The following is an 18,835-nucleotide window of genomic DNA, read 5'->3' as shown; positions in this document are numbered from 1 at the left end:
ACCGGGAGAATCGGTCGTGAGCGTAACCGACGAACTCTTTCACCGGGCCAACGATTTATGCCGCCGCCGCGCCTACGAGCAGTGGCATCGGCGGCAGAGCAAGCAGCAAATTTTGCGATCGCAGGTCGGCTTTCAATCTCTACCGCCGGCTCGTCCCCAACCCTGCCAGGGCTGCACCAACTACCACGGCATCGCCTACGGAACTAGCCAAGCCAAGCGCTGTACGCTGGTGTGCGCAATCCATCCCCAGGGGTGGCAGGGGGGTGGGGGGTGTCCCGATTGGCGGAGTGAGTGAGGGTGGGGGGTAGGGAGTGGGGAGTAAATGGGTGACAGAGAATTGATTAGCGCCATCACCCTACCCCCTACCCCTCACTCTCCACCCTCTCACTCCCTTAAAATCCCCCGCAGCCGCTGACTCACTGCATCTACCCCAAAAGTCAGCACTACAAAAACGCCTAGCGTTATCATCACGCCGCTGTAGTCGAAGCTGCTGATCTGCTCGGTGAGCAAACGGCCTAGACCGCCGGCTCCAACCAGGCCGACGATCACAGTTTCGCGCAGGCAGACTTCCCAGCGGTAGAGAATGTAGGCCAGAAAGCGGCCTAGGTTTTGGGGCAAGATGCCGTAGGCCACGATCGCGCTGGGGTTGGCCCCTAGGGTGCTGAGGGCGCGCACGGGGCGATCGTCCAAATTTTCGTTCACCTCCGCCATTAGCCGACCCAGGATGCCGAAGTTGTGCAGGGCGAGGGCCAGCGCCCCCGGCAGCACGCCGGGGAACAGCATGTAGAGCAGCACCAGCGCCCAGATAGGGGCAGGAATGGCGCGGCTGATCAATAGCACGAGCCGACTTAGGCCCAGCAGCGTATAGGATACCCAAGCAGATCTTCCCCGCTGGCCAACGGGACGCAGCAGCCCCCCCGGCAGTAGAAAGTTTTGGGCGGCGGGCAGCGAGAAGAGTATGCCAAAAAGACCTGCTAGGGCGATCGCAACCATCGACATCGCCACCGTCAGCCAGGAGAGCCGGGCTAAATTCACCACCTCGGCCCAGGTCGGCAGGGGTGGCCAGCCGGTGCTCAACAATTCACCTAAGAGGCGCTGGGTGCGGGTCGACCACAGCACTCCTATATCCAGCCGCAGCCACCACCAGCTCAGGGGCACGGCCAGGATAGCCCCCATCCACGACAGCCGCAGAAACCAGTCTTGGCTAAGCGCTTTGAGGGCGGGTCGAGACGAGGTATTGCCTGGTTTGCGGTTAATGTCGAGGCGGCTAGTGAAGCCCATGCGGCGACGCACTACGGCACTCCAGGCATCCACCGCGCCGTTAAGCACAATCAACGCGTAGAACCCCGTCCACAGCTGCTCATAGCGCAGCGATTGCAGGCTTAAGAAAATCTCGTAACCCAGCCCCCCAGCACCGATTATCCCTAAAACGGCGGAGGCTCTGAGGGAGCATTCAAAGCGGTAAAAGGTATAGGAGAGCAGGTTGGGCAGCGCCTGGGGCAGCAGTCCGTAGACAAAGGCAGTGAGCGGCGGTGCGCCAGCATTGAGCAGGGCGTGGAGCGGTTCAGGAGGCGTCTCGTCTAGAATTTCTGAGAAGACTTTGGCGACGATCGCCCCAAAGGGAATTGCGATCGCTAACACCCCTACCAATGGGTTCAGCCCCAGCACTTGCAGCAGCACCAGCCCCCAGATCAGCTCGTGGATCGCGCGGGGAAAGGCCAGCAGCCCTCGCACTCCTAGCCATATACCTCGGCGTAAACCTCCAGCCTCGCCAGGGAATACCGTCTGCCACCACACGGCTGACGAAAGCAGCCCGCCCACTATCCCTAGTCCCACGCTGAGGGCTGTGCCCAGCACCGCATAGGCCAGGGTGACTAAAGCGGCGCGGCCCATTAGAGCAACAAACTCAGGGCTTAGATCAGGGCGCAGGCTGGCGGCCAAAAACTCTCGCAGTTGGGGCCACCCGCCTAGATTTATCAGGTCTATCCCTGGTCGCCCTAGTCCTGCCTGGTAGGCAGCCAAAGCCAGGGCCGCCAAAACCCCGAAAGCGCTGGCGGTTTTTGGGTTCCAGAGGCTCGGTCGCAGCGGTATGGTGATAGTCTGTTGGGTGTTAACCATGCTCAGGTCGTCACCCCGCTATGGATGTCATGCTCCAGACCCACGGTTTTCTTTCGCAAGATGCTTCTCTGCCCTCTATTGACCAGCTGCTGCGCCCCATTACCCTAGGCGATGGCGACAGTTTCAGCGGCTATTTTACCGGAGTTGAGCTACCTGCCGTGGCCGGAGTGGCCGGATTTACGGTAGATACAGAGGCGCTATCCCCAGTGCTGGCCCAGCAGTTTGACCAAGACATTTTGGGGGATATAGTCGAAATTTGGAGCAATTTTGTTGAGTCAGGACAGTTGTGGGCGCTGCTCTTCGGTATTGTGCTGGGATATTTCATTCGCAACCTGACCGCTTTCTAAACCAGACCGCACAATAATGCAAACGCCCTCTCCCCAAACCTGGAGCCAGCGCTTTGAAACAGCGCTGCATCCTGCGATCGCGCTCTTTAACGCCAGCATTGGCTTCGACATTCAGCTGATTGAGTACGACCTCACCGGCTCGGAGGCCCACGCCAAAATGCTGGTCAAAACAGAGATTATTAGCCCCGAGGAGGGCGATCAGATCGTCACCGGCCTAGAGACTATTCGCCAAGAGTACCGTCGAGGCGAGTTTAATCCCGGTGTCGAGGCAGAGGACGTACACTTTGCCGTGGAGCGGCGGCTGACGGAGATGATTGGCGATGTGGGCAAAAAGCTGCACACGGCGCGCAGCCGCAACGACCAGGTGGGCACCGATCTGCGCCTCTACCTGCGCGCCCAGATCGATGCCATCCAAGGCCAACTACGGCAGTACCAGCAAACCCTGCTGAGCCTCGCCGAAGAACATGTGGAAACCTTAGTTCCAGGCTATACCCACCTTCAACGCGCCCAGCCCCTGAGCTTAGCCCACCACCTGCTGGCCTACTTCGACATGGCCCAGCGTGATTGGGAGCGGCTCCACGACCTGCAAAAGCGGGTGAATATTTCGCCCCTGGGCTGCGGTGCCTTGGCGGGGACGACCTTTCCCATCGATCGCCAGTATTCGGCTGAGCTATTGGGGTTTGAGAAGGTCTACGGCAACAGTCTGGATGGGGTGAGCGATCGCGACTTTGCGATCGAGTTTGCCTGCGCCGCCAGCCTGATCATGGTGCACCTGTCGCGCCTGTCTGAAGAGATGATTCTTTGGGCGTCGGAGGAGTTTAGCTTTGTCACCCTCAACGACAGCTGCTCCACCGGCTCCAGCATTATGCCCCAGAAGAAAAACCCCGATGTGCCCGAGCTGGTGCGGGGCAAAACCGGGCGCGTCTTTGGCCATCTGCAAGGCTTGCTCGTGATGATGAAAGGCCTGCCTCTGGCTTACAACAAAGACCTGCAAGAGGACAAAGAGGCGATCTTCGACACGGTCAACACCGTACGCGGCTGCGTGGAAGCCATGACCATTCTGCTGGCTGAAGGAGTCAATTTCCAAGTGCTGCGCCTGCGCCAGGCGGTGAACGAAGACTATTCCAACGCCACCGATGTCGCTGACTACCTAGCCACCAAGGGTGTGCCCTTCCGCGAGGCCTACAACCTGGTGGGCAAGGTGGTGAAGACTTCCCTGGCGGCAGACAAGCTGCTGCGGGAGCTAACCCTAGAAGAATGGCAGGCCATTCACCCCGCCTTTGAAGACGATATCTACGCAGCGATCGCGCCCCAGCAAGTGGTCTCGGCTCGCAACAGCTACGGCGGCACTGGCTTTGACCAAGTGCACCAAGCGATCGCGCGGGCAAACCAGGCCCTAGGAGAAGGCTGATGATTAGCCTCTGCATGATTGTGAAGGACGAGGCCACTACCCTGGCCCGCACGCTTGAGTCTGTGCAGGGAGTGGTGGGCGAAATTGTGGTTGTCGATACGGGGTCGGTGGATGACACTGTGGCGATCGCTCAATCTCACGGAGCCAAAGTCCACAGCTTTGACTGGGGAAACGATTTCGCTGCCGCCCGCAATGAATCACTGCGCCACGCCACAGGAGACTGGGTGCTGGTGCTCGACGCCGACGAGGTGCTGCTGAGCGAAACTGCCCAAGTGCTGAAACAACTCGACCAGGGACAACCCTTGGGGGATATTGCCGCCGAAGACGTGCTGGCCGTGAACCTGCTGCGCCTAGAGCTGGGTGCTCCCCAGGCTCCCTACACCCTGATCACCCGCTGCTTTCGCCGCTTGCCCGAGATCACCTTTAACCGCCCCTACCACGAAACCGTAGATGACAGCGTGGCGGCGCTGCAAGCGCAGGATGCCCGTTGGCAGGTGGTTACCCTGGGTGAGGTGGCGCTGCACCACACCGGCTATGACCCGGCTGTCGTTGTGCAGCGGGGTAAGTTCGATCGCGCCCGCACAGCGATGGAAGGCTACCTGGCAGAGCATCCTAACGACGGCTATCTACTGAATAAACTGGCGGCCCTTTACGTCGAGTCTGACCAGGCTGAGATGGCCCTACCACTGCTCGATCGCGCCCTGGCCCAAGCCGGCACCTTAGATGAGCTGACCCGCTACGAGCTGCACTACCACCGCGGCCTGGCCCAGGCCGACCGACCGACCCAGGCCGCTAGCGACTACGAAGCTGCCCTAGCCGAAGCTGTGCCCCCTATGCTCAAGCTGGGCGCGTGGATTAACTACGGCAGCCTAAAAAAAGCCCAAGGTGATCTGGAAGGGGCCATTGAATTGTTTCAGCAGGCGATTGAGGTTGACCCAAATCTGGCGATCGCCCACTACAACTTGGGCACCGCCCACCGCGCTAGAGGGTATTTGGATGAGGCGATCGCCGCCTACCGCCAGGCAATCGCCCTCAACCCCAGCTATGCCGAGGCGCATCAAAATCTGGGGGTAGCTCTGTTCAAGCTAGGGCAACTGCCCGAGGCGTTGCAGTCCTTTAAGCGATCGATCGCCCTTTACGAGGTCACCGACCCTGCTACCGCTGCCGGTCTGCGCAAAGGAGTCAGTGCTTTGGGCATCTCACCTCTAATGCTGGCTCAGGCAGGCTTTATGTAGATGCGTAGCATCGCAAAAAGCTCTGCGTTGGGGTATGAGATGAAGAAACTTCTAGGAAAGAACTCCCCCTATTCAGAGGGTAGGTTCTGACCCAGAAATCATCTTGAACGTCTAAGCTGCGATCGCCTGTTCTAAGTCTCTCTATTTAGAGTAGCGATTGTCATGCCAGTCGAAATTAGAGCCTGACGGGGCTGAGCCAGAATTGTGGGTTTTCTTCCACGAAACCTCAGAGCCATAGGTGCCGGGTCGCCAGTGGTGACCGTGGTCAGGATCAGTGCCGGGGGCGGTTGCCTCAGGGGCATCGTTGCGGTAGCGGGTGCGGTGCGAAGGCTCTTGAGCCGGGGCGGCCGTAGGCGGTTGATCGCCACGACGGCCAAGCATGGATCGCAGGCGATTGATTACTCCGTCCCAATTGAGGTCAGGCTGCTTAAGCAGATCTCGTAGGGTAGTGAGGGCAATGCTGGCCGCGTCGTCTTGCTCGTTGCGCAGCGGCTCAGACGCCCGAATTGGGTCGACCTGCACAGCGGCAAAGGCCTGGCGAACCGCGCTTTTAATTTGGTTATGGAGTTCTCGCTTGGCTTTTTCATACTGAAGCTGCCGACCCTTCTCGCTAGAAGCGTAGAGCGACGGCAGGCGGTTGAGGGCGTAGGTCTCAACTTCTACCCGCTTAAGATACTTCAGCATGCGAGGTTGCATGGTTTTGACCTGCTTTTCTACCTCTTCAGAAACGAGCAGTTCCATTACATTCACGTAGGCATGTCTTGGAGCGTCGTGATCAATTTTCATAGGGAACCCCACTTGCATTGAATGAATCGGCGCAATGCCAGAAAACTCTGGTTTGCATAAGATGCTCCTGTTTGGTCACTCGCTGCCGAAATCACAAATCGAAATTAGGTGTGACGGATGATAGCTGCACTGAATGGCATACTGCTATAGCAACAGTGTGCCCAAATAGATTCCGGGAACCTACTGAAGAATATCTGAGCCTCTATACTAGCGCTGTCGGTGAAAATGCCCATGCAGCTATACTGCCAAAACTAGATGAAACCGCGCAACCGTAGCCCTTCAAAACGCTGCGGCTTGTTTCAAAGATTTACAGCATAGGGAAAGGGAAGGGCCGCTTTCCCTATGCGTCAGGCAGTTAAACCTTTAGCAGGTCGGCGTTAAGTCGTCTAAAGGCAAGCCGCTCATTTTCGACATCCACATGAATGGTGTCGCCTTCACCAAACTCGCCGCGCAGAATTGACTTGGCGATTTGAGTTTCCAGCTCGCGCTGGATGGCCCGCTTCAGCGGACGCGCCCCATAGACGGGGTCGTAGCCAACTTCAGCCAAAAAGTCGAGGGCTGATTCGCTAAGTTTGACTGCCATCTTGCGGTCTTCGAGCCGGTCTTCGAGCCGGGCAACTTGCAGTTTGACAATTTCCCGCAGCTGCGACTTGAGCAACCCGTGGAAGATGATCATTTCATCCACCCGGTTGAGAAACTCGGGCCGGAAGTTACCCCGCAGGGCATCCATCACCCGCGACTTCATTTCGTCGTACTGGGCGTCGTCGCCGGCCACGTCGAGAATGAATTGGGAGCCGATGTTGCTGGTCATGATGATGATGGAGTTTTTGAAATCCACCGTGCGGCCTTGGGCATCGGTGACACGGCCGTCGTCAAGAATTTGCAGCATGACGTTAAACACGTCGGGGTGGGCCTTTTCAATCTCGTCAAACAGAATCACCGCGAAGGGGCGGCGGCGAATGGCCTCAGTGAGCTGACCGCCTTCGTCATAACCGACGTAGCCCGGAGGTGCACCGATCAGGCGCGAGACGGCGTGCTTCTCCATGTATTCCGACATGTCGATGCGCACCAGGGCCTCTTCGGTGTCAAACAGATAGGCCGCTAGGGCTTTAGCTAGCTCAGTTTTGCCCACGCCAGTGGGGCCAAGGAAGATGAAGCTGGCGATCGGTCGGTTGGGGTCGGCGAGGCCAGCCCGCGATCGCTGAATCGCATCGGCCACCGCCGTCACTGCTTCCTCCTGACCGATCACCCGCTGGTGCAGTTCGTCTTCGAGCAGCAAGAGCTTCTGCATCTCCGACTGCACTAGCTTGCTGACCGGAATGCCCGTCCACTTGGAGATGATTTCGGCAATGTCTGCTTCAGTTACCTCTTCGCGCAGCAGAGTTTTGCCTGTGGTCTGGGTGTCTTTGAGTTTGGTGTCAGCTCCTTCCAGCTCACGATGAAGCTCCATGAGCTTACCGTTCTGTAACTTAGCGAGGCGTTCGAGATCATACTCACGCTCTGCCTGTTGCATCTCAATATTTACCTGGTCAATGCTTTCCTTAATAGCCTGAATGTGGTCAATTACATCTTTCTCAGACTGCCATTGAGCATTTAGGGCGCTCTGCTGTTCTTTAAGGTCGGCCAGTTCTTTCTCAATGCGCTCTAAGCGCTCCAGAGAGGCTGGATCAATTTCTTTCCTCAGCGACAGCCGTTCCATTTCAAGCTGAAGAATTTTGCGATCGAGTTCATCCAGTTCCTCGGGCTTTGAGGTAATCTCCATCTTGAGTTTGGCGGCAGCTTCATCCATCAGATCAATCGCCTTGTCAGGCAGGAAGCGATCGCTGATATACCGCGTTGAAAGTGTTGCAGCAGCTACTAACGCATTGTCAGAAATAGTTACCCCGTGGTGCAGCTCGTAGCGTTCTTTAAGGCCGCGCAAAATTGAGATAGTATCTTCTACCGTAGGCTGGTCAACGTACACCTGCTGAAAGCGGCGTTCTAGGGCGGCGTCTTTTTCGATGTATTTGCGGTACTCATCCAGCGTCGTTGCGCCGATGCAGCGCAACTCACCCCGAGCCAGCATGGGCTTTAGCAGGTTGCCCGCGTCCATGGCCCCCTGGGTGGCCCCGGCCCCCACTACGGTGTGAATTTCGTCGATAAAGAGAACGATCTGCCCTTCGGAATCGGTGACTTCTTTGAGCACGGCTTTGAGGCGCTCTTCAAACTCGCCGCGATACTTGGCCCCGGCAATTAACGCGCCCATATCGAGGGCGATCAGCTGGCGATCTTTAAGGGATTGGGGCACGTCGCCGCTGACGATGCGCTGGGCTAGACCTTCGGCGATCGCAGTTTTACCCACCCCCGGCTCACCGATCAGCACCGGGTTATTTTTGGTGCGGCGAGAGAGAATCTGGATGGTGCGGCGAATCTCATCGTCGCGGCCAATTACGGGGTCGAGCTTGCCTCGACGGGCGGCATCGGTGAGGTCGCGCCCATATTTTTCGAGGGATTGATACTTGCCTTCGGGGTTTTGGTCGGTCACTTTTTGGGTGCCTCGAATATCTTGAATGACCTGCTTGAGCTTGGCTTCGCTCAAGCCTAAATCTTGAAACAGTGCTTTACCAAAGCGGATGTCGCCAGGGTAAGCCAAAATTAGGTGCTCGATAGAAATATATTCGTCACCGTAGTCTTTTTTGTACCTGTCGGCCCGGTCAAGCAGGGCATCGAGCGATTTGCCCAGGTATACCGACGAGCCAGTGCCCGAAACCTTGGGCTGGCCGTTGATAAAGGCTTCAGTGCGATCGCGCAGCACCTGTCCGTTCACTCCCAGCTTGGCAAAAATGCTGCTGGCTAGACCGTCTTGATCAAGCAGCGCCAGCATCAGGTGGTCACTCTCGATCTGCTGCTGCTGGGACTGCTTGGCAATATCCTGCGATCGCACAATGGCATCCCAGGCTTTTTCAGTAAATTGGCTTTGGGTGGGTTGCATAGGCTTCGCTCTCTCGAACTACTCCATAAAATCTTCGTATGGTTGCATTGTAGGGAGAGTGGCCCGTCCAGCAGGATCGGTGTTCACGATTGTTCTCAGGCGGGTTGCCGCCAGCTGACACAAAAGAGTGCGTAGCCAGGCCATGCACTCTTTTGTGGTTGCATTTAAGCTAAAACAGCATCAATCTACCAAGGCCGCCAGTTGCCCCAGTCTTCGTTGAAGATTGAGGTGTTGGGGAACTTCGTTGGGTTGCCGCTGGCGTCTAGCTCGGTACGCAGCTGGTCAAGCAGCGGCTCTTGGCTGGGCAGGTCGTCCACTAGCTCGTAGGGCAGCACCCCGTTGCGCAGCGAGAAGTCGATGGTGTGGGCGGCGGCGGCCCCCACTGACCATTCAAAGGAATGCACCCGATAGGCGGCGGCAGCGATGGTGCTGGCGGCAATGCTCTTGCTGGCCACCAGCATGTTGTCGACCCGCTGGGGAATCATCGCCCGTAGCGGAATTTGAGCGGGGTAGGCCTGGCCATGGGCCTGGCGCACGCCGGGGCGCTCGATATTGCCGGGGGCCTCCGCCGGGTAGTCGCGCATGCAGGGGTGAAAGTCGATCGCATACTGGGCAATACCCACGGTGTCGGGGTAGAGGCGCGATCGCGTTCGAATCGGGAACTGGTTGGGGTCGGCATCGGGGTCAAAGGTGCTAACCGTGTCTAGCCCCGCCAGGTAGCGCCGCAGCGAAGTGTAGGTTTCCTCATCCAGGTTTTGCTGGTAGTACTCCGAGGTGAAATCGTTCCACGAAAAGTCGATTTCGCTGATCATGAACCCATTTTCGTAGCCATAGGAGGGCCGACCAATAATCCGCCGTGCCTCGCGAATGTAGGGATACTTTGACAGGCCGTGGGCCGTATTCATCGGCGAATCTAGCCCCTGCAAATAGACGTTATAGGGCTCAGGCTCTTTCCAAGAGTCGTCGATTTGCGAGTCGGTGGTGCCGGTGGTCAGCCAGTAGAAAAAGCCGATCGCATTCTCTTCGCCCTTGCGCAGGGTGTCGGCGCGCAGGCCGCCCAGCCAGCCGCCTGGCTCTAGCTGACCGCTGGCCGCCAGCTGCTCTTCGGTCAAAATCAGGTTATCCATCTCGGTGCCGGGGCGGTAGTCGTTGCCCCAGGTCCAGTTCTGCATCGAGATGTCGCCAACGCTAGGGCGAGACACGCCCGCAATGTTGCCCTCAGCCTGGGGCGAGGCATTCCACAGACGGCGGTAGGTAAAGACAAAATCGAAGTGGTCTTGGGCATTTTTCAGTGAGTCGCGCTCTTTTTCCCAGCTATAGTAGGGCTCGTAGGTAGCGTAGAAGTCAGGCACATCATAGGTTTGCGGCTCGGCGGTTCGCTCCATGGCAAAGGTGTAGGTGAAACCCTGGGTGCAGTAGGGGTCGCGCTCTTGCACGGGCGACGAAGGGTTGAGCGGCGACCTTGGGTCTAACCCCAGCTCGTAGGGCACATTGGCCAGGGCAATTAGCTCGCCGGTCTCGGTAGCCTCAACCACAAACCAGTCCACCTTGCTATCGGGTGCATTTCCCACCCGCTCTAGCTCGATGCCTGCGGGCACAAACTGAATAATCTCCTTCGACAGGCGGGCCGAGTCATCGTAGGTATAGGCGTCTTCGATAATCTCGGAGAGAAAGTCGCTGTTGAGGGGTGCTGTGCCCGGTGCGGGGCTGTGGCGAATCGCAACTACCTCGTCAATCTGGCTACCATCTGCGTTTAGGCTCAGGTCTTTGACTACCGTATTGGGAAACCACTTGAGTTCGCCGCCGCCCTCGCGCTCCGCTTCGGCCAGCATCTCCATCAAGATGGCGTTGGCATCGGCGGGCAAAAAGCAGGAGGCGCTCACCCAGCAACCGCCGGGGTTAAGCTTGCCGTATTTGCGCTCGACGCGATCGCGCAACTCCTTGTACCCCCGTGAATAAAACAGCTGCCGCCGCTGCTCCCGCGACTCATCCAGCGCCGTGGTGCCTTGGGATGAGATCTGGCCCCCTACCCAGTCGGTCAGCTCGGTCATGCAGACCGTGTGGCCCATCATCAAGCTTTCGTAAGCGGTTGCGGTACCGGCTAGACCGCCGCCCACAATCAGCAGCTCGCACTCGACAACCTGATCTGGGGTCTGGGGTAGCTGGGCGACGCGGGGCGACACCGACTCTTGGGCCTGGGCGTTGCCAATGGGGAGAGGTATGGAACCGGCGACCAGAGTGGAAGCTAAGAGGGGAGCGGTGAGGGCGCGAAAAAAGCGTTTCATAGCAGACCAAAGGGGCGTATCGATTGCATCCTCTAGCTTATCGGCTGTTTGGCAGGTTCGGCTATAGGTGGCGCAAGCTTGGGCATTGCTAAATCTAAATAAAAATATAAATCTGCACCTAGCCATAGATAGATTTCATTTTGTAGAGATATTACGTGTTGCAAAACACTTTTAGTTTTGGAGCACAAGAGCAGGGTGGTTAATTAAGCTTGCAGTATGCAAACTCGTAGTGAGTATGACTTAATACTCGCTTGAGTTTGTGAACCCGATTAGCACTCAGTAAAACTCCAGCCATGCTGAGCCAACTCGATAAATTTGACCGTTTTTGCCAATGCTGTGCGTAAGTTTGTGGCTAACGAGTCAGTCACTCTACTCATCAATCTCTTAGTTAAGAAGGGCCTAACTGATATTGAATGCGAGTAAGGAGCTGGGCACATGTTTTTCAACTATGAGGGCCAGCATGTTCCTCAAGTCAACTTTCGGATGTTTGCGGAGGTGGGTGGGTACGAGCTTTCAACAGCGGATCTGTTTGATCACAAAACCGTGGTGGCATTCGCTGTGCCAGGAGCGTTTACCTGTCCGCACTCTCCTATTCAACTGTTGGCTTACAACGAATATGCCAAGGTATTTCGAACCAACGGAGTCGATGACATTTTTTGTATTTCGGTGAATGATCCGTTCTCTCTGGCGGCTTGGGCCCAAGCAGAAGGAGCCGACCAGGTGCGCTTTATCCCCGATGTGACGGGTGAGTTTACCTGCCAGATGGGGATGCTAGTCAACCTTTCTACCAAAGGGATGGGATACCGCTCTTGGCGCTATTCCATGCTGGTAAAAGACGGAGTGATTGAAAAAATGTTTGTAGAACCAGACGGTTTTGAGGCGATGCCCGTTGTTTCTAATGCCGCCACTATGTTGAACTACATCAATCCAAAAGCTAGGCAGCCAGAGCAGACGGCTGTGCTGATGCAGATGTGGCGAACGATGCTTTCCGCTTAAGGAAAAACAGTCACGCAGAGAAGAAAAAACTCACCTAAACCACAATCAGGAAAGGAATTATGACGAGTAGCCCAATGAAATGTCCGTTCCCCATGAGTGGCAAGCTAATGGAAATCTGGCGAGCCATATCATCCGTTTTGGCATCATCAAGTAATGCGGATCGCGCGGAAAAGATTGAAACTGGTACGCCCCAGTCTGCGACACCCAATGCCGTCAGTAGCGTCAGCAAATGCCCGGTTCTGAGCGGACCTCAGCCTCGGCTTGGCACTTCAAACCGCGACTGGTGGCCGAATGCTTTGAATTTGAGCGTTCTCCATCAGCACTCAGCCAAAGCCAATCCGATGGGGGAGGCGTTTAACTACGCTGAGGAGTTCAAAAGTCTTGATTTAGCTGCCGTAAGGGTAGATATCTATGAGCTGATGACCACGTCGCAAGACTGGTGGCCCGCCGACTATGGTCACTACGGGCCGCTCTTCATTCGCATGGCGTGGCACAGCGCCGGTACCTACCGCATTGGCGACGGTCGTGGCGGCGCGGGTTCGGGTAGCCAGCGGTTTGAGCCGCTTAACAGCTGGCCCGACAATGCCAACCTCGATAAGGCGCGCATGCTGCTGTGGCCCATTAAACAGAAATACGGCAACAAAATTTCCTGGGCCGACCTGATGATCTTCACCGGCAACTGTGCCCTAGAATCGATGGGCTTTAAGACATTGGGCTTTGCTGGCGGGCGCGTGGACGTTTGGGAGCCAGAGCTAGATATCTATTGGGGCTCTGAGAAAGCCTGGCTCGGCAATGAGCGCTACGAAGACGATCGCGTGCTGCTAAATCCGCTTGCTGCCGTTCAGATGGGTCTGATCTACGTGAACCCAGAAGGGCCAGATGGAGAGCCTGATCCGCTGGGCTCAGGGCGCGACATTCGCGAGACCTTTAAGCGGATGGCGATGAACGATGAAGAGACCGTCGCCCTCACTGCGGGCGGGCATACCTTTGGTAAGTGCCATGGTGCGGGCGAAGCAACCCACGTCGGGCCTGAGCCGGGGGGTGCCACCATCATCGATCAGGGCTTGGGCTGGAAGAATGCCTTTAACACGGGGGTCGGCGTCGATGCAACCACTAGTGGTATTGAAGGTGCATGGACTCCCACACCGACCCAGTGGGACAACAGCTATCTCGAAACTCTGTTTAAGTATGATTGGGAGCTGACCAAGAGCCCCGCTGGCGCGTGGCAATGGAAGCCCAAGGGCGACGCTGGTGCGGGCACCGTGCCCGACGCCCACGATCCGTCGAAACGGCACGCTCCCATGATGACCACCGCAGACATGTCCATGAAGATGGACCCCGTTTATAACCAAATTGCCCAGCGCTACCGCGACAACCCGGATGAGTTTGCCGAGCAGTTTGCCAAGGCCTGGTTTAAGCTGACCCACCGCGATATGGGGCCGCGATCGCGCTACCTCGGCCCTGAGGTTCCCCAGGAAGAGTTTTTGTGGCAAGATCCTGTCCCCGCCGTTGATCATGACCTGATCGATGAGCAGGACATCGCCGCTCTCAAAGCCAAGATCCTTGAATCGGGTCTATCGGTCTCTCAACTGGTTTCGACCGCCTGGGCGTCAGCGTCCACGTTCCGCTGCTCTGACATGCGCGGAGGCGCGAACGGGGCCCGCATTCGGCTCGCGCCGCAGAAGGATTGGGAAGTCAACCAACCAGAGCAACTGGCCACGGTGCTGCAAACCCTGGAGGGTATTCAGCAGGAGTTTAACAACTCTCAGTCAGGCGGCAAGCGAGTTTCGATCGCTGACCTGATCGTTTTGGGCGGCTGCGCGGGCATTGAACAGGCGGCGAAAAATGCCGGTCATGACGTAACTGTTCCCTTCAAACCGGGACGCACCGATGCAACCCAAGAGAAAACCGATGTGGAATCTTTTGCGCCCCTGGAGCCGGTCGCGGATGGCTTCCGTAACTACACCACCGGCAAGCACAGCGAATCGCTCGAAGAGCTGCTGCTGGATCGGGCTCAGCTGCTGTCTCTGTCAGCCCCTCAGATGACGGCGCTGCTGGGTGGCCTGCGCGTTTTGGGTGCGAACTTTGGCGGGTATAAGCACGGCGTCTTCACCGATCGCCCCGAAACCCTGACCAACGACTTCTTCGTCAACCTGCTCGACCTGGGCATGACCTGGAAGGCGACCTCTGAGAATGAGTATGAGTTTGAGGGCAGCGATCGCAAAACCGGCGCACAGAAGTGGATCGCTACGCGCGTTGACCTCATCTTCGGCTCAAACTCTCAGCTCCGCGCTCTGGCGGAAGTCTATGGCGCTGCGGACTCGCAGCAGAAGTTTGTAAACGACTTTGTGGCGGCATGGGATAAGGTGATGAACCTCGATCGCTATGACCTGCGATCGGTCTTAGCGGAAACCTCTGCGAGGAGTTTCTAAGCGTAGCTTCAACTATGCTATTTAGAGACTAAAGGCACAAATGAAAGCGGCGTTTTAACTTACCTTGAAACGCCGCTCTCTGCTTTAAGTCTTGACACCAAAGCTGCTTAGAGGCCTAACCAATGTCCGAAAGAATTTACGAGACTATCAACCTCCAACAAGTTGAGCTGCATTCAAAGTAGATCTGGCATCTTGATGAATATTAGTGCTTGCCTTAAAGCCTAATGGTGCGGCTGAGCGGCGATAGAGAACCTTTGTGTCTCTACTAAGAACGCTCATTAGTCCGCTCCAGCCAAATTGTTAGACAACATGGCGCATTGCTCAATCAATCAAAATGATAGTGGCTAGTTATTTCTGAGTTGTATTTGAGGCAGCTCAAAATGTTTTGCATATTCATTCCACATAAAAAATAAGATTCCCCCTGCTGAGTAGGCTACGAATTCAGCATCAACCATCGGAGTATTGCACGGCTCAAATTTCAAAGTTGTTGAGTTTCCCTCCTCCATAACTATTTTAAGATCACGCATAGGCGATAAGACGACGTGAGCTTCCCAAGACATGACTTTATAGAGGGATGTGTCATTTCCTGCCACCTCTCTTTCCATATGAGAGCGGCTCATACCTGACCAGTGGAAACGTCTTCGTCTTCGCTGTTCTCGAATAGCGTCCATGATTTCTGGATGACTAGCTTCATAAGATGAAATAGTTTTTTGAATTCCAGCAATAGCGTCATTACTAAAATCAGATTTTCGCTGTTCAATAAAGTCCTCCAACTCCAAAATTGTATTGATGGAAAACCTTGCTGCATTTTGTTCAGGGTTGCCAGAACGCAATAGAAAGCTTAACTCTACCCAGAGTTCATAAAGGGAGCGATGTAGCGGTGGAGTTGCCTCGGCTTGTTCCTCCTGAAGTAACGTAACTATAGCCTTCGCATAAGATAGTCCAAGCCTAATGAAAGAAGTCACAACTACAAAAGATTCCAGTTCATCAACGGACTTTTGAGAACCCTTCAAGCTAGAACTAATTTCTGTAATGTGCTGCACTAGCCAAGCAAATCTATGTTGTTCTGACTCAAAATCTTCGATATCCATCCCAGGTAATTTGTAAAAATCTCGTCTCTAAAATGCCGTCTAACTATGTATTAAGTATCAGAACTGCTAGATAAGCGCCTGTTTTGGGGTGTTATTCATTAATCTTGACGGATAACCCCTGGGGCGAGGGGTCTTATCCGGCATAGTTGCCGGATAAGACCTTTTATCGGCTACTTATCTGTGCGTTGACGCGGAATCGAATGAGCGATTCCCGCCAAGAAGCTAAGGCAGGTGTAGGGTGCGATCGCAGCTTAGCCAACTTAGATCAACGAACTATCTCATTGTCGTAGACGATGGGTCTGGGTAATTTGTACGGTACAAAACTGGGTAGGGTGGCGATGACCCACCCTACAGGTAATGGAGCTAGCCCAAAGGTGCCGCTTGCAGCGATGGCTCTACCGCGCTGGCCAACTGGCGCAGCATAGCGGCCGTGGTGTCAAAATCCACACAAGCATCGGTAATGCTCTGACCATAGGTCAGATCCCGCAGGTTGTCGGGAATTGACTGATTGCCCGCCTTGATGTGGCTCTCAATCATCACTCCGAGAATGTGGCGCGAGCCACCACGCACCTGGACAGCGATGTCATCCAGCACGTTGGTTTGGCGATTGTGGTCTTTGTTGGCATTGGCGTGGCTGCAATCGACCATCATGCGGTGGTTGAGCTTGAGCTTGGCCATTTCTTCGGCGGCTTTGACCACGTGGTCGGCGCTAAAGTTGGGGCCATCTTTGCCGCCCCGCAGCACCAAATGCCCGTCGGGGTTGCCGGTCGTGGTGACAATGCTGGCCAAACCGCTCTGGTTAATGCCCAAAAAGTGGTGGGGGCGGCTGGCGGCAACCATAGCATTCATTGCGGCTTGCAGGCTGCCGTCGGTGCTGTTCTTGAAGCCAATGGGCATTGAAAGGCCCGAAGCCATTTCGCGGTGGGTCTGGCTTTCCGTAGTGCGAGCGCCGATCGCAGTCCAAGCAATCAGGTCAGCAATGTACTGTGGTGTCACCGGGTCGAGCAGCTCGGTGGCGGCGGGCAGCCCCATGTGGGCTAGGTCGAGTAGCAGCTTGCGGGCTAGACGCAGGCCAGTGTTGATGTCGTAGCTGCCGTCGAGGTGGGGATCGTTGATCAGACCTTTCCAACCGACGTTGGTGCGCGGTTTCTCAAAGTAGACCCGCATGATGATTTCGAGCTGACCCGACAGCTCATGGCGTAGGTTGACCAGCTTTTGGCCATACTCATAGGCGGCGTCGATGTCGTGCACCGAGCAAGGGCCGACGATGACGAGCAGACGGCGGTCTTCGTTGTAGAGAATGTGGCGAATGCGATCGCGCGCCTCAGCCACTAGCGTTGCCGCCTCTGCCGACATCGGAAACTCGTGGTGCAGCAGCGCTGGGCTGACTAGAGGGCGAGTCTCAACAACGTGAAGATCCTGGGTTTGGTGCATTGAATTTTGGCCTAATAGATATCGGCTCCACCCCGGAGCCGCCAATAAAATGGTAGCTTACCTTACCTCCCGGAGGAGTTATGGCCCGGAGATGAGTTCTTAACCAACCGTGATTTCGGCAGGCGCTTCTGTGGGAGAGCCAAGAGGAGGCAGCATCTCAATTTCGGCACTGTTATGGAGCACCATCGTGGTGGAAGCGTTTTCTTCAAAACCAATGCGCTTGTAGAACCCCTGCTGGTGAGTGGTCATCAAATACACCCGCTCCACTCGGCTCATGTGGGGGTGGGCCACCAGGGTTTCAACCAGCCTGCGGCCTAGCCCGCCGCCCTGGTAGTCGGGCGAAATCACCACATCCCAAATGGTGGCGCGAAATACGCCGTCGGAAGTGGCACGGGCAAAGCCAATCAGCGTAGCGCCATCCCATGCGGTGACAACGGGGTAGCTGTGGGCGATCGCCGTTTCCATATCCTCCCGCGTGCGATCTTTAGCCCAAAACGCCGCCGTCTGAAACAGCCTCACCAGCTGGTCTAAATCAGCGGTAGAAAACTGCTCAGCGTACTTAAACTGAATAGCGCTGCAATCCATCAACAACCTGCTCACATCCCAATTAGGGCTAAGGTTCAGTGGGGTTAGCTTAATCGCAAAAATTACGTTAGTTCTGTCGCTTAGCTAGCGAAGAACCACTCCGTCAGGGTAGACAATTCACAGCAGAATCAAGATCTACCGACTTACATATTTGCGGCAGCAAAGTCGAGGGTGCACCCAGCGCTATGCTCTTCAGACAGAATAAACAGAATTTTTGGATAACGGTATACCAAAACTCGAATTCTGTTGACATTGCCAGGAAGCTCTGACAACTGTATGCAGAAGGGGAATAGGGTGCAGGGTTTAGGGTATAAGGTTAAAGGTCTAGGGGTGCTCCTTAAACCCTATACCCGAGACCCTAAACCCCAAATCATGCCGTCGTGCTCTGCTGACGCAGTTTCCACATGACGCTAGAGACCAAATTTGTCACCGTATGGGCCACGATCGGCACCAGCAGGTTGCCGGTCAGCACCGCCCCGATCGCCAGCACCAGGCCAATCGCCGTGGCCCATGCCACGTAGGTCCACTGCTGCAAACTGCTCAGGTGCAGCACCCCAAAGCTGGCCGCCGACACGACAATGCCCAGGGTGTTCATGCCGATGGCGGGCAGCATGACGCCGCGAAACAGCAGTTCTTCGCTCAGCCCCGGCAGTAGCCCCAGCCAGATTAAGTCAGGCCACTGCAAAGGCTGAAGCACCAGGGTCAGATAGGTGTCTGCACTTTGGCGGTAAGCGGGCCACAGTCGATAGACCACGCCGCTGGCCAGGGTGATCGCCAATCCCAATCCTACTCCCAGCAGACCATCAATCCAAGACAGCCGCACCGGCAGCAGTTCCACCGAGTCAAAGTACAGCCAGGCTTTAGAAAGCAGCAGCAGCACCACCGCTGTGACGCCCATGGCCACCAGCACCTGCACTCGGGTCAGGGGTTCAAGCTGGGGATCGAGCTGCGGGTCTGGTCTGGGGGGCGGCTGGGTCACAGATAACTCAAGGCTGAGGGCATTGTTATCTTAACGAAGCGATCGGCGAAATCCGTTTTAATTCGTCAGCAGCGAGACAGGCAGCTCATCCAGCTAAAAGTAACAGGTTAGTGAGGGTCAAGGTTCCAGGTCTCGGGTTTATGGCCTACCTTGAACCTGACACCT

Annotated in this window: 14 protein-coding genes; 6 read left to right on the top strand and 8 right to left on the bottom strand. The window is 56.1% G+C overall.

Annotation, left to right across the window (positions count from 1 at the left end):
• Nucleotides 1-16: 16 nt before the first annotated feature.
• Nucleotides 17-295 carry a hypothetical protein gene (locus H6F57_RS01655; protein ID WP_190630459.1) on the top strand — a complete coding sequence of 93 codons (279 nt, stop codon included), beginning with the start codon at nt 17-19 and terminating at the stop codon, nt 293-295.
• 89 nt (nt 296-384) lie between these two features.
• Here the strand turns inward: H6F57_RS01655 and H6F57_RS01650 are convergent, their stop codons facing one another.
• Complete coding sequence (locus H6F57_RS01650; protein WP_190630458.1) at nt 385-2,118, bottom strand: ABC transporter permease subunit; 1,734 nt, start codon at nt 2,116-2,118, stop codon at nt 385-387.
• 20 nt (nt 2,119-2,138) lie between these two features.
• On the opposite strand from H6F57_RS01650, the gene H6F57_RS27075 reads away from it, so the two are divergent.
• The 3 genes from H6F57_RS27075 to H6F57_RS01635 are packed head-to-tail and all read left to right on the top strand — an operon-like array spanning nt 2,139 to nt 5,111.
• The gene (locus H6F57_RS27075) at nt 2,139-2,465 is read left to right on the top strand and encodes a hypothetical protein (protein ID WP_199289931.1); all 327 of its coding nucleotides are present in this window, start codon (nt 2,139-2,141) and stop codon (nt 2,463-2,465) included.
• Nucleotides 2,466-2,481: 16 nt separating this feature from the next.
• Nucleotides 2,482-3,876 carry an argininosuccinate lyase gene (gene argH / locus H6F57_RS01640; RefSeq protein ID WP_190630455.1) on the top strand — a complete coding sequence of 465 codons (1,395 nt, stop codon included), beginning with the start codon at nt 2,482-2,484 and terminating at the stop codon, nt 3,874-3,876.
• Nucleotides 3,876-5,111 (top strand): tetratricopeptide repeat protein, encoded by a 1,236-nt coding sequence (locus tag H6F57_RS01635; protein ID WP_190630453.1) that lies wholly within the window; start codon nt 3,876-3,878, stop codon nt 5,109-5,111. The genes argH and H6F57_RS01635 overlap by 1 nt, the downstream gene beginning before the upstream one ends.
• Nucleotides 5,112-5,252: 141 nt before the next feature.
• Here the strand turns inward: H6F57_RS01635 and H6F57_RS01630 are convergent, their stop codons facing one another.
• The 3 genes from H6F57_RS01630 to H6F57_RS01620 all read right to left on the bottom strand — a co-directional run bounded on the left by H6F57_RS01630 (nt 5,253) and on the right by H6F57_RS01620 (nt 11,153).
• On the bottom strand, nt 5,253-5,897 hold the full coding sequence (locus H6F57_RS01630) for a late competence development ComFB family protein (RefSeq protein WP_190630451.1): 645 nt from the start codon (nt 5,895-5,897) through the stop codon (nt 5,253-5,255).
• A 355-nt stretch (nt 5,898-6,252) separates the two neighbouring features.
• Nucleotides 6,253-8,868: an ATP-dependent chaperone ClpB gene (clpB, locus tag H6F57_RS01625; RefSeq protein WP_190630449.1), complete on the bottom strand. Its 2,616-nt coding sequence runs from the start codon at nt 8,866-8,868 to the stop codon at nt 6,253-6,255.
• A 185-nt stretch (nt 8,869-9,053) separates the two neighbouring features.
• The gene (locus H6F57_RS01620; protein ID WP_190630446.1) at nt 9,054-11,153 is read right to left on the bottom strand and encodes an FAD-dependent oxidoreductase; all 2,100 of its coding nucleotides are present in this window, start codon (nt 11,151-11,153) and stop codon (nt 9,054-9,056) included.
• A 435-nt stretch (nt 11,154-11,588) separates the two neighbouring features.
• Between H6F57_RS01620 and H6F57_RS01615 the strand changes: the two genes are divergently transcribed.
• Both H6F57_RS01615 and katG read left to right on the top strand, forming a co-directional pair.
• Nucleotides 11,589-12,149 carry a redoxin family protein gene (locus tag H6F57_RS01615; protein WP_190630444.1) on the top strand — a complete coding sequence of 187 codons (561 nt, stop codon included), beginning with the start codon at nt 11,589-11,591 and terminating at the stop codon, nt 12,147-12,149.
• A gap of 92 nt (nt 12,150-12,241) precedes the next feature.
• Nucleotides 12,242-14,581, top strand: coding sequence for a catalase/peroxidase HPI (gene katG, locus H6F57_RS01610; protein WP_242042919.1), 2,340 nt, complete (start codon nt 12,242-12,244; stop codon nt 14,579-14,581).
• 344 nt (nt 14,582-14,925) lie between these two features.
• Here the strand turns inward: katG and H6F57_RS01605 are convergent, their stop codons facing one another.
• From H6F57_RS01605 to H6F57_RS01590, 4 genes are all read right to left on the bottom strand, one after another.
• Nucleotides 14,926-15,672, bottom strand: coding sequence for a DUF5677 domain-containing protein (locus H6F57_RS01605; protein ID WP_190630442.1), 747 nt, complete (start codon nt 15,670-15,672; stop codon nt 14,926-14,928).
• Nucleotides 15,673-16,035: 363 nt separating this feature from the next.
• Nucleotides 16,036-17,106, bottom strand: coding sequence for a 3-deoxy-7-phosphoheptulonate synthase (locus tag H6F57_RS01600; RefSeq protein ID WP_190630440.1), 1,071 nt, complete (start codon nt 17,104-17,106; stop codon nt 16,036-16,038).
• 99 nt (nt 17,107-17,205) lie between these two features.
• Nucleotides 17,206-17,691 (bottom strand): GNAT family N-acetyltransferase, encoded by a 486-nt coding sequence (locus H6F57_RS01595; RefSeq protein WP_190630438.1) that lies wholly within the window; start codon nt 17,689-17,691, stop codon nt 17,206-17,208.
• Between the two features lie 370 nt (nt 17,692-18,061).
• Nucleotides 18,062-18,670, bottom strand: a complete 609-nt coding sequence (locus H6F57_RS01590; protein WP_313933665.1) for a CPBP family intramembrane glutamic endopeptidase — start codon at nt 18,668-18,670, stop codon at nt 18,062-18,064.
• Nucleotides 18,671-18,835 lie beyond the last annotated feature (165 nt).

Source organism: Leptolyngbya sp. FACHB-60 (assembly GCF_014695775.1).
In the GTDB taxonomy this organism is placed as follows: Bacteria; Cyanobacteriota; Cyanobacteriia; order Phormidesmidales; family Phormidesmidaceae; genus Nodosilinea.
This window is presented reverse-complemented; position numbering and strand designations above follow the sequence as displayed.

Excerpts from the sequence above, each read along its gene's own strand:
- H6F57_RS01630 (WP_190630451.1), bottom strand. The coding sequence starts at position 5,897 with ATGAAAATTGATCACGACGCTCCAAGACATGCCTACGTGAATGTAATG.
- argH (WP_190630455.1), top strand. The coding sequence starts at position 2,482 with ATGCAAACGCCCTCTCCCCAAACCTGGAGCCAGCGCTTTGAAACAGCG.
- H6F57_RS01600 (WP_190630440.1), bottom strand. The coding sequence starts at position 17,106 with ATGCACCAAACCCAGGATCTTCACGTTGTTGAGACTCGCCCTCTAGTC.
- H6F57_RS01615 (WP_190630444.1), top strand. The coding sequence starts at position 11,589 with ATGTTTTTCAACTATGAGGGCCAGCATGTTCCTCAAGTCAACTTTCGG.
- H6F57_RS01635 (WP_190630453.1), top strand. The coding sequence starts at position 3,876 with ATGATTAGCCTCTGCATGATTGTGAAGGACGAGGCCACTACCCTGGCC.
- katG (WP_242042919.1), top strand. The coding sequence starts at position 12,242 with ATGAGTGGCAAGCTAATGGAAATCTGGCGAGCCATATCATCCGTTTTG.
- clpB (WP_190630449.1), bottom strand. The coding sequence starts at position 8,868 with ATGCAACCCACCCAAAGCCAATTTACTGAAAAAGCCTGGGATGCCATT.
- H6F57_RS27075 (WP_199289931.1), top strand. The coding sequence starts at position 2,139 with ATGGATGTCATGCTCCAGACCCACGGTTTTCTTTCGCAAGATGCTTCT.
- H6F57_RS01595 (WP_190630438.1), bottom strand. The coding sequence starts at position 17,691 with ATGGATTGCAGCGCTATTCAGTTTAAGTACGCTGAGCAGTTTTCTACC.
- H6F57_RS01650 (WP_190630458.1), bottom strand. The coding sequence starts at position 2,118 with ATGGTTAACACCCAACAGACTATCACCATACCGCTGCGACCGAGCCTC.
- H6F57_RS01605 (WP_190630442.1), bottom strand. The coding sequence starts at position 15,672 with ATGGATATCGAAGATTTTGAGTCAGAACAACATAGATTTGCTTGGCTA.
- H6F57_RS01620 (WP_190630446.1), bottom strand. The coding sequence starts at position 11,153 with ATGAAACGCTTTTTTCGCGCCCTCACCGCTCCCCTCTTAGCTTCCACT.